We start from the raw sequence: 9,740 nt of genomic DNA, 5'->3' as shown, positions 1-9,740 counted from the left end.
TGGGGCGTACAATTAATCGATGGGGTATTACAGTTAGGTTTTGGACCTCGCACGGTATTTCGCCTGTCGGTGGGTGAGAAATTTCGCTTTCGGGAAGGTGATCGCAACAAAGTCCAGGCGTGGCTCAAGCAAGTGGAACCGGTTTTAAATCTGATCTTTTTCGCATCCAAACGTCCGACGTCCGATGAACCGCGTTTAATTCCTGATGTCCGTCGCTCGCGCCAAGATCTGTTGTGGCAAATACCGCATTTAGTGGGGCTGCTGTCGGGATTAGGTTCGGACGTTCTGAAAAGTGCGGATGGATATCTCGCTACCTGGGATGATGCTCTCAGTGTCGACATGTTATGGAATATTGGCCAAGGGCGGCAGTTGGCGGAACGTGTGCGCCCTGAAACACTTTATCGTAGTGCCCGATCCTATCGATTTGCAGTGTGGGAGAATCAGGAACTGCCCGAGCCATTTTTAGACATGGGATTTCGAACATTAATTGCCATTCCGTTAAATGCGGCGGACGGTGCAGCAGGTGTTTTGTGTTTGTCCACCGTGGATGTGGTCCGACGTTCTGAATCGCTCATGCAGACCCTTCGTTACCTGGCGGAGAGCTTAGAAAATTCTTTGCTCAGCCGGGGGGCGGCAGCGACGATGGCGAAGAATTATTTAAATGCCTTATTCACCGCGGCGACGTTATTGGATGAAGCAGACCCCTACAACAAAAATCACCATCGACAGGTGGCACAGTTGTCGGCCCGTTTGGCCATGAAAGCCAAGTGGCCCGAGAATCGGGTACGCCACGTCGAGATGGCTGGTCGATTGCATGATATTGGGATGGTCACCGTGGCACTGGACCTCACTAGCCAAGGCGGCAATTTGGCAGAACAGGCGCGTCAAACGATTCAACAACATCCGGCGGTTGGTGCCGAGCTTTTGGAGGGGCTGCCGGAGAGTGTGCTACCTCAAATTGTGGTACGCGCTGTGCGTGAACATCACGAACGATGGGACGGGTTAGGGTATCCGGATGGTCTCAAAGGGGAGCAGTTGTGCGAAGAAGGACGACTGGTCGCGTGTGCGGAGCAGTTCGTCGCCCGGATTTCCCATCGAAGCTATCGTCAGGGACTCACAGTGGAAAGAGCGTTGTATGACGTGCAACAACTATCGGGCCGACAAATCGATCCCCAAGTTATTCAACTCCTTATCGATTTATACCAGGACGCGGGAATTCGTCCCCAGACGCCCACTTAAGATGGGATTTATCGGACGACACGTGAGGGAGGAATACAGCTGTGGCTGAACGCATGCAAGGTCGGTCCTTTGTGGTGTATTACGGGAGAGGGCCGATGGATGCCATTGAAGAGTTTGATATTGCGATTTTAGAACCAGCGGGATGGAGCACTCCCCTATTGAGAGAGTTGAAATCCAAACATGTGACCTGTCTTGCCTATGTGAGCGGTCTTGAAATACCCTCTTGGAAAGCCGACGAGGTGGACCTTCGCGACGAGGATTATCTCGTCGTAGGAGGAAAGCGCTGGGTCAAAGAGCCCTTTGGAAATTGGATTGCACTGCCCGAGTCACTGCGGTGGAGAACATATCTCGAGAATCACTTTAAAAGACTCAGTCGTCAAGGATGGGATGGCTTCTTTATTGATACGCTGGGCGACGTGGAGGATGAGCAATTGGCAGGCCAATCGGGCTGGCTGGTCCCGGGGGTGGCTGATTTAGTGCGGATGATGCGCCTATGGATTGGGGATCGCGGTCTCATCGTGAATAATGGGCTTTGGCAAGTTGTTCCGATGATTGCTCCCTATATTGATGGCGTATGTTGGGAAGGTCACCTGACCACTCAAGTATTGCAGGAACCCTGGTGCCTTGCCGTAATCGAATATTTAGGAAAGATGAGAGCCGAGCACAGATGGACCAATCTGATGCTGACCCAAAATGCCGGCGAGACATTAGGGCAAAAGCAAGAGCTGTTGCATTTTGTGGACGATGCTACGCGGTATGGATTTTTGCCCTATGCTGCACCTTTTAATTATGCCGAGGCCATTCGAACCCGCGGCGGACGCATTATTTCTGCACCGAGGAATTAGCCCGTTAAAATTCATGGTTCCTAAAGATTTCTTTATATAGTGGTAGATAGGCCTCTGAACGCATGGGGTCAATTTACGCTAGGATGTCGCTCGTGCAGATTGTGATGGTACTGCCGGTTTACAATGAAGCGTCCACGTTATTAGAGGTATTATCCGGCCTACAAGGCTATGTGGACCGAATTGTCGTGATTGACGATGGGTCGCGTGATCGTACACGAGACCTTTTAAGGGCTTATTCCTTCCAACATCCTGAGCTATTCTTTGTTAGTCATCGCACCAACCGTGGTAAGTCCGGAGCCTTGATTACCGCGTTCCTCCTGCTTTCCGAAGAACTCCGGCGTGGCCAGATTGCCCCGGGCGATATTATTATGACGATGGATTCTGATGGTCAACACGACGCTCGGGATATCGAACGACTGGTGGCGCCCCTGCGGCAGAAGGAGACGGACGTCTCGTTGGGGCTGAGAACATTTGAACAATATCCTCGATTTAAACTGGTGGGGAATCGGTTCTTAACCTGGTGGGCTAGACGGTGGAGTGGATTTCCATACCTGGACGCGGAGTGTGGATTTCGAGCCATGACGGCGACGGTGATGGACGATATCTTGCCGTATTTGAACGCGGTGGACTATGGTTGTGAGCAGGAGATGGCAGTAGTTGTCCCGCGAAGAGGATGGCGGGTCCAAAATAACATCATCATTCATGTGCCCGTATATCGGGAAGGTACCCGCATTTACCATGGATTCAACAATGCTCGCTCTGCCGTGTTAGCTTGGTGGCGCGTTTCGCACCATATTCGTATTACCGAGCGTGAAGCCTGGTCAAGTCACCTCATGGTGTTCGATGAGACGGCTAATATACCCGATACGGAAGGTCATTTCGATGTTTTTTGATGGACTCGAGGACTATTGGATAGCACGACTGCATACCAAACGATCGATGGGTCAGTGGATTCGTGATCGTCTTTGCTTTCCTTGGCTGGCGATGACTTCTGCATCGAAGGCAGTCAAATATCATTTGACTCCTTTGGATATGGAGCGGTTCTATGCTGTATATCCCAAGATCACGGGGCGGCTTTTGGATATAGGGTGCGGAGATAATCTCTTGGTGCGTGCGTATGGTAATGGAGTGGGCGTAGATGTCGTGGACTGGGGACACGTTGATGTGGTCCTTTCGGGCGATGGCACCCTTCCTTTTGCCGATCGTACGTTTGACACTATTACGATTCTCGCGGCATTAAATCATATCCCGGAACGTGAGTTGTTACTTCGCGAGTGCGGGCGGATATTGACCCAAGATGGTCTTCTTATCATGACCATGCTGACCCCGACGCTGTCGTATTGGGTGCATCGAATACGCCATCGCGTGGATCCCGACCAGAGTCATCGTCACCACGAACAGGGAGAGGTTTGGGGGATTTCTCGGAGATCCATGCAGACCCTGCTTGATTCGACAGGATTTCAATTGGAAGGATCCAAACGCTTTGTCTGGGGATTAAATCAACTCTATTGGGCACGAAAGGAAAATATTTTGACTAATAATAGTAAACGCCGTCATCATTCTGTATAATTTGATGGCAGATTAAGGAGAGAGGAGATTTTTTCGACATGAAAAGACAATGGATACGTAAAGGATTAATTGGCATTGTGGCGGTCGGCGCTATGGTCGCAGCGAGCACCCCTATCACGTATGCGGCCAGCATTCCTGCACATGGGACACTGCTTGCGGCTGGTGGTAACGGTGGCTCCCCTGGTGGTATCTTTCCCGGTCCCGGTGGCGGAAACAACGGCGGCGGAAACAACGGCGGCGGTAACAACGGTGGGGGGCATCATTCAGCCCCGGAAACACCCTATGCGGCGTTGTTCCCACTAGCGATTGTCGCTACAGGATGGGTTATTTATCGACGAAAGAGGCTCGTTGCGAATCAATAGCATGAAAATGGATACCTCGTTGCAATGGAAAGCGTATCTCTGGGGACTAACCATCTTGGTAATCCCCTTTTTCTTATATGCAGAGAGACTAGTTACAGATTCTTTGAAGGACGTCCCCGAAGCGTATCTCATCTGGATTCCCATCTTGGGGTTCTTTTGGATGTATTGGCGCATGCAACACCGTCAATCGAACTCTACACAGTCTCGCCCTGGCTGGGTTTCACTGGCCGTCGTGTTGTTGGCGGGAGGGCTTGCGTTTTTTGGGGGCGATCCCGCCTCGGTTTCGCTCAAAAACTTGGTCTTACTCCTCTGGCCACTGTGGTCGCTGTTTTCAGTGTGGGTACTCTTCGGTGAAGAGTATGTGGCGCTCGTCACGCTTCCTGCTCTGTACCTGTACTTATGTTGGCCACCGCTCTTCATTCGCATCATTAATGCCATGAATCCCTATCTCGAGCGGTGGTCATACCAAGCATTGTCGTGGTTTTCCCATGGCCTCTCCTGGATTGTAACGGTGAGCAAAATGCCGGTGGAATTTGCGGTGCGCGATACCCATCAATGGGTTGCAATCAATGTCACGGCTTCGTGTAGTGGGTCGGATAGCCTCTTGGCACTGTTGGTCCTTTTTCCTATCGTGCTGATCATATTTGACATTTCCTGGTGGCGGAAAGCGCTCATTATCACCCTAGGGTGCGTGGTAGCCTTTTGGGCTAATGCCGTACGTATTTTTATTATCTTTTGGGTGACGCATGTGGCAGGAGTATTTTGGGCTTTTTCGGTCGTGCATCCCTTGATCGGTCCCGTCATGTTTGTGCTATTAGTGGTGGTCCTTTTAGGGTATGGGGGAATGCGGGTGACAAATCAACCAACAGACACCGCTCGCATTCATCCCCAGCGCCTCCCCCTGGCTTTAGGGATTGCTCTCGGATTAGCGATTGTCTTCGTTGTCATCGTGAGTCCGTTTGGCGGTTAGTTGCATTTTTCGGTGGAGGATTGGTCCTTATTGTCACGTTAGCGGTTGCCTTGCCGACCCATGTCATGATTTTTGGAATGCTTCGTATTGTTGTGGGAAGCGTTGTAGTGTTGGGCCTCTTCGCGGCCTTGGTCTTTCCACCGCTTGAGGTGGATGGTCCTGATCAGTGGATGGCACGATTGACGCTCATGTTGCTATGGATGATGGGAATAGGATATGTGATTGACGTGATCCATCTCTATAGTGGGGCTGGGCTCTTGGTTCTTCTTGCGGTGACCGGTGCGATCTTGCATCGTCAGCAGTCGCGGCGATATCAACTCAGTCGTGGGCAACAGATGAGTGTGGGGATCTACGAAACGCTATCCGGTTTTGACTGGGTTAAACACCAGTGGACTCGGTCCCGTGAGCAATGGGGATCCACCTTGCCGGCCCTTTTCACTTGGACGCGATCACCGCTGGCATACGTCTTCCTGTTGGCGATTTTGACCATTATGGCAGGGACGGCCTGGCTGCGATTCGCCGATGATTGGCACCAAGCAGCGCTGTTTTTTTCCGACGCCTCCGAAACGCTGGCTTGGGTCAAAGGCATTCAGGTGAATACGCTTTTTCCGAATGGGCTCTATCCCCAGGGTTACTATATTGTGATGGCCGAATTGGCGAGTCTCACCCATGCTAATGCCATTGTCTTTATTAAGTTCTTTGGGGCTTTTGTGGGTACCCTGATGACCGCGTCGGTGATGTGGTCCACCTATCGTTTCTCTGGACGAGCAGTACCCGCTATTGTGGCGGGTGCCCTATACGGGTTAATGCCCCACTTGATGCCCTATTATGGAGTACGGCAAATGATGGCCGAGGGCCAGGAATTTGGCAACATGTTGGTGCTACCGACAGCGTGGTTGGTGTTTCAATCGTGGGTGACACGCAAACCGGGTTACGTTCTTGCTGCGTCCTCGCTATTAGCGGTGGTCGGCTTGACCCACCCGATTGCGCTGTTAAATGCCGCACTGGCTGCGGTAGCAGCGACTCTTGGAGCATGGATCGTGACCGGAACGGCCAAGAAGATCTTACGGCGCTATTTATGGATGGTGCCCATGGCTGCCCTCATCAGTATCTTACCGCTCGGCATACCCTATATGATGGGGGTGCCTCTCATTGGAACCGCCACGCCCTTTCTTTTGTCCCAAACCCAAGGTGGCGGATTGCCACCAATACCGCTCATGGTGTGGGTGGCTCTTGCGGGCATTGGGGCACTTTTTATTACGAAATTATTGTGGTATGACGATCTCTGGGAAATGGGTCTTCCCGCCACCGCCTTCTTATTATTGCTGTTTTCCGAAGGCATTGTGCAATTGCCGCGGGTGGGAATCGACTCTTATGTACTAGCGATTCGTTCGGGTGAATTTCTTGCCATGGCGGAGGTGCTAGGAATTGGTCTCGGCGTGGCCGCCATTCAGGAGGCGCTGGAAAAATTGGGGGTGCGACGGAGCCTCGCGGCTCTAAGCTTGTTTGTGATTTCTGCCGCCGCGCTGACGCGCGTCATTATTCTTAATCCTCCTCATCCGTTTAGTTCCTATAGCATGCAGACCGATGCTTATACCAGAGAATATGTTCATATCGAAATGACGCTGCCGAATTTTAGCTGGATTGTGGTATCGCTAGGAAGCTATGCCTATGCGGTCAACCAGGGGTATCAATATTCTCCGACATTATGGTCAGCCCATGTGAGTCCCAGTTCCCGTTGGCCGCACTACCATGTAGCAGGGACACCTGCCTATGCGCTGGATCAGCGGTATATCTTCTTCTTCGTTCCCAATACGGTGCATGTACCTGATGTTCCAGGCAAGGCGGCCATTCAGGCGACAGACAATCGTGAAGTGGCCCTCTTACACCATTGGATCAGAGACTGGGAAAAGAGATATGGGCCAATGCCCGTCTATTATCATAGCCCCAATTTGACCGTCTACCGATTGGAAAACCTCAAGAACCCGATATAGGGTGCGTTTGATGGGCGATACTCGCGGGGACGTCGTGTTGTTGATGGGGTGCAGGACGACGACTGTTCCCTCACGTGCCTGCCGCTAGCGGGGAGATGGGCTCTTTACACATGATGGGAGATCAGTATGCTCGGGTGTTTAAGCAGAGCTTTTTCGGTGTGGTGTTGCAGGGCCTGGTATGACACGTCCCCCATTGCGACGCCTAAGTAGTCGTTAAGAAGGTCTTGGTTTTGACTAAATACCTTAGACCAAAATCCCACCCACGGGTAAAAGAGCATCCCCATTTTTACCGCGGACTTGAGAGACGGCCAAAACTCTTGGTACAGTTGTTGGCTATAGCTATCAAGCGATACGTCCGCTTTCACATGGCGGATGAGCGCCTCTGCTGCCAGTTGGCCTGAGCGGATAGCCGAGAAGATGCCTTCGGCCGAGAAGGCGTCCATAAGTCCCGCGGCGTCACCGACAAAAAGTGCCCGTCCGAGTACCGGAGATACATAGCGCAAGCGATAGGGTAGAGGGTGAGCCATCGGGCGAAGATCGACATTGCCCACAATGTCACGGGCAAATTGAAAGAAGCGTTTTTTCAACGGAAATGATTGCGCGCGAAACGATCCGACCCCGATGTTGAGAATATTATTGCGAGGGATGACCCAGGCATAGCCCCAGGGATAGTCTCCCACGTGGATGGCGACCCGATGAGCATAGTGTTCCGCCATCGCACGGCTTACTTCCACTTCGGCTTCGATGGCTGCTCCCAATCGCGGTCGAGCCAGTCCTAGATGTTTAGCAGTGATGCCATGAGCTCCATCGGCGGCTACCAGAAATGAACAGCGATAGGCCTCTTTGGTCGTGTTGACCTCAAATCCGTCGGGAGTTCTCACTACCATGGTGACGGGTTCGTGCGTTCTCAGGTGAGCACCAGCAATTTCTGCTTCCTGAGCAAGAAATTGGTCAAAATATTGTCGCTCCACGATATGGCAATAGGGCGAAGGGCGCTGAATCGTGGTCGGCGGCAGGTTTTTGCCATGGAATGTCCATTCAGTGGCTTCATGCCGTAGCTGGTCTTCATATCCGGGAGGTAATAGCGCCAGGGCGCGATGCGTGAGAGCTCCTCCACAAGGCTTGATGCGAGGAAGGGACTCGCGCTCTAGCATGAGGACCGAAAATCCTCCTGAGGCGAGCACGCGGGCTGCTGTCGATCCAGATGGCCCGGCACCAATCACAATGACATCATAGGACTGCATTGTATTCATCCTTTCGCAAGCCAAATGGCAAGACCTGTCAGGGGTTTCCTGGCCACGCGAGCGACGTAACACAATCTTAACATGCTGGTAACAGGAAATTAATCTAGTCCCGAGATAATAATAATAACTTAACATACCGGAGGAGCTCATCATGCCAAAGTCCGTGACCGATACCTTAAATGATGCACCGCTGGGAGTATTTCACTTCAAGGCCGCTTTTATCGCCGGAATGGGATATTTTACAGATGCTTACGATCTCTTCATTATTGGCGCGGCAGTTGTTTTAATCAAAGGACAATGGCATCCCGACAAGCTGATGATTGGCTTGGTGGGATCGATGGCGCTTTTGGCAGCCTTTTTAGGAGCCTTTATTTTCGGTCGCATTTCCGACGTGTGGGGAAGGCAGCGGATTTATGGACTAGAAGCGGCCCTCATGACGGTAGGTGCACTGCTCTCGGCATTTTCCCCGAATTTGATTTGGCTTTTGGTGGCCCGATTTATCTTGGGGTTGGGTATTGGCGGGGATTATCCCGTCAGTGCGGTCATAATGAGTGAATATGCCAATGTCAAGAATCGTGGCCGTATGGTCGCGATCGTGTTTTCCATGCAAGCTATTGGATTGGTCGCTGGCCCCGTTGTGGCATTGACTTTGCTGGCTTCGGGAATTCATCCTGATCTCGCTTGGCGTTTGATGTTAGGATTGGGCGCCGTACCAGCGGCGACCATCATTTACTTTCGACGTCGCATGCCGGAATCTCCACGGTATACCGCGCAGGTTAAAGGACAAGCACAGACGGCTGCTGACAATCTGCGGAAAATGGCCGGATCGACGGATGGGGCATCGGTGTCGTCAGACATTAAAGCGCAAAAATTGGGGTATCGTGATATCTTTCGTAGCCGTCGGCTATTGTTGACATTGATTGGTACCGCCGGCACCTGGTTCCTATTTGATTATGCGTATTATGGGAACTCAATTTCTCTCCCGCTCGTGTTGAAAGCGGTGGCTCCACATTCGACCGATATTAGCAATATGGCGTGGTCCCTCATGATCTTTGTGATTGCGGCGGTGCCAGGATATGCCTTAGCATTTTTGAAGATTGATCAAGTGGGGCATAAGCGACTGCAATGGATCGGGTTTTTGATCATGGGCTCCGCATTTGGCGCGATCGCATTGGTTCCTCATCTGACGACCATGGTGATTCCCTTTCTCCTGGTCTTCGGTGTGAGCTACTTCTTTGCCGAATTCGGTCCCAATACCACCACCTTTGTTCTATCTTCTGAACTCTTTCCTGTGACCCTGCGCGCCACTGGAAACGGTATTTCGGCGGGGGTAGCAAAGCTCGGCGCGTTCATCGGGGTATTTTTATTCCCAGTTCTTGAAGGGACATTGGGTCTCAACCGGACCATGTTCATTACCTTCATTCTCTCGATGGTGGGATTGGGATTGACCTTTCTTCTCCCTGAACCGGCTGGACGATCCCTCGAAGAGGTAGGTGGCCTGTCAGAAGACACTGGCA

The 9,740-nt window shown here is 51.9% G+C and carries 9 protein-coding genes; 8 read left to right on the top strand and 1 reads right to left on the bottom strand.

Features of this window, described 5'->3' with window-relative positions; genetic code table 11:
* The 7 genes from ACOJWD_RS11290 to ACOJWD_RS11260 form a co-directional block, all read left to right on the top strand.
* A partial coding sequence (locus tag ACOJWD_RS11290; RefSeq protein WP_486993333.1) for an HD-GYP domain-containing protein occupies window positions 1-1,239 on the top strand: 1,239 nt, incomplete at its 5' end.
* Window positions 1,240-1,280: 41 nt separating this feature from the next.
* A complete protein-coding gene (locus ACOJWD_RS11285; RefSeq protein ID WP_486993332.1) occupies window positions 1,281-2,084 on the top strand; it encodes a hypothetical protein in 804 nt (267 codons plus the stop codon).
* Between the two features lie 92 nt (window positions 2,085-2,176).
* Entirely contained in the window at window positions 2,177-2,977 is an 801-nt protein-coding gene (locus ACOJWD_RS11280) for a glycosyltransferase family 2 protein (protein WP_486993331.1), read from the top strand.
* Window positions 2,967-3,653 (top strand): class I SAM-dependent methyltransferase, encoded by a 687-nt coding sequence (locus ACOJWD_RS11275; protein WP_486993330.1) that lies wholly within the window; start codon window positions 2,967-2,969, stop codon window positions 3,651-3,653. Before ACOJWD_RS11280 ends, ACOJWD_RS11275 begins: the two co-directional genes overlap by 11 nt.
* Window positions 3,654-3,691: 38 nt before the next feature.
* The gene (locus tag ACOJWD_RS11270) at window positions 3,692-4,015 is read left to right on the top strand and encodes a hypothetical protein (protein ID WP_486993329.1); all 324 of its coding nucleotides are present in this window, start codon (window positions 3,692-3,694) and stop codon (window positions 4,013-4,015) included.
* Window positions 4,002-4,985: an archaeosortase/exosortase family protein gene (locus ACOJWD_RS11265; RefSeq protein WP_486993328.1), complete on the top strand. Its 984-nt coding sequence runs from the start codon at window positions 4,002-4,004 to the stop codon at window positions 4,983-4,985. Before ACOJWD_RS11270 ends, ACOJWD_RS11265 begins: the two co-directional genes overlap by 14 nt.
* Before the next feature lie 20 nt (window positions 4,986-5,005).
* Window positions 5,006-6,979, top strand: a complete 1,974-nt coding sequence (locus ACOJWD_RS11260) for a hypothetical protein (RefSeq protein ID WP_486993327.1) — start codon at window positions 5,006-5,008, stop codon at window positions 6,977-6,979.
* 104 nt (window positions 6,980-7,083) lie between these two features.
* On the opposite strand, the gene ACOJWD_RS11255 is transcribed toward ACOJWD_RS11260, so the two are convergent.
* Window positions 7,084-8,232 carry a geranylgeranyl reductase family protein gene (locus tag ACOJWD_RS11255; protein ID WP_486993326.1) on the bottom strand — a complete coding sequence of 383 codons (1,149 nt, stop codon included), beginning with the start codon at window positions 8,230-8,232 and terminating at the stop codon, window positions 7,084-7,086.
* A gap of 142 nt (window positions 8,233-8,374) precedes the next feature.
* Between ACOJWD_RS11255 and ACOJWD_RS11250 the strand changes: the two genes are divergently transcribed.
* Window positions 8,375-9,740: MFS transporter (locus tag ACOJWD_RS11250; RefSeq protein WP_486993325.1), on the top strand; the 1,366-nt coding region annotated here is incomplete at its 3' end.

This window comes from Sulfobacillus sp. TH-112 (genome assembly GCF_057473405.1).
The sequence above is the reverse complement of the archived record's forward strand: the minus strand, read 5'-3'. Positions and strand labels throughout refer to the sequence as shown.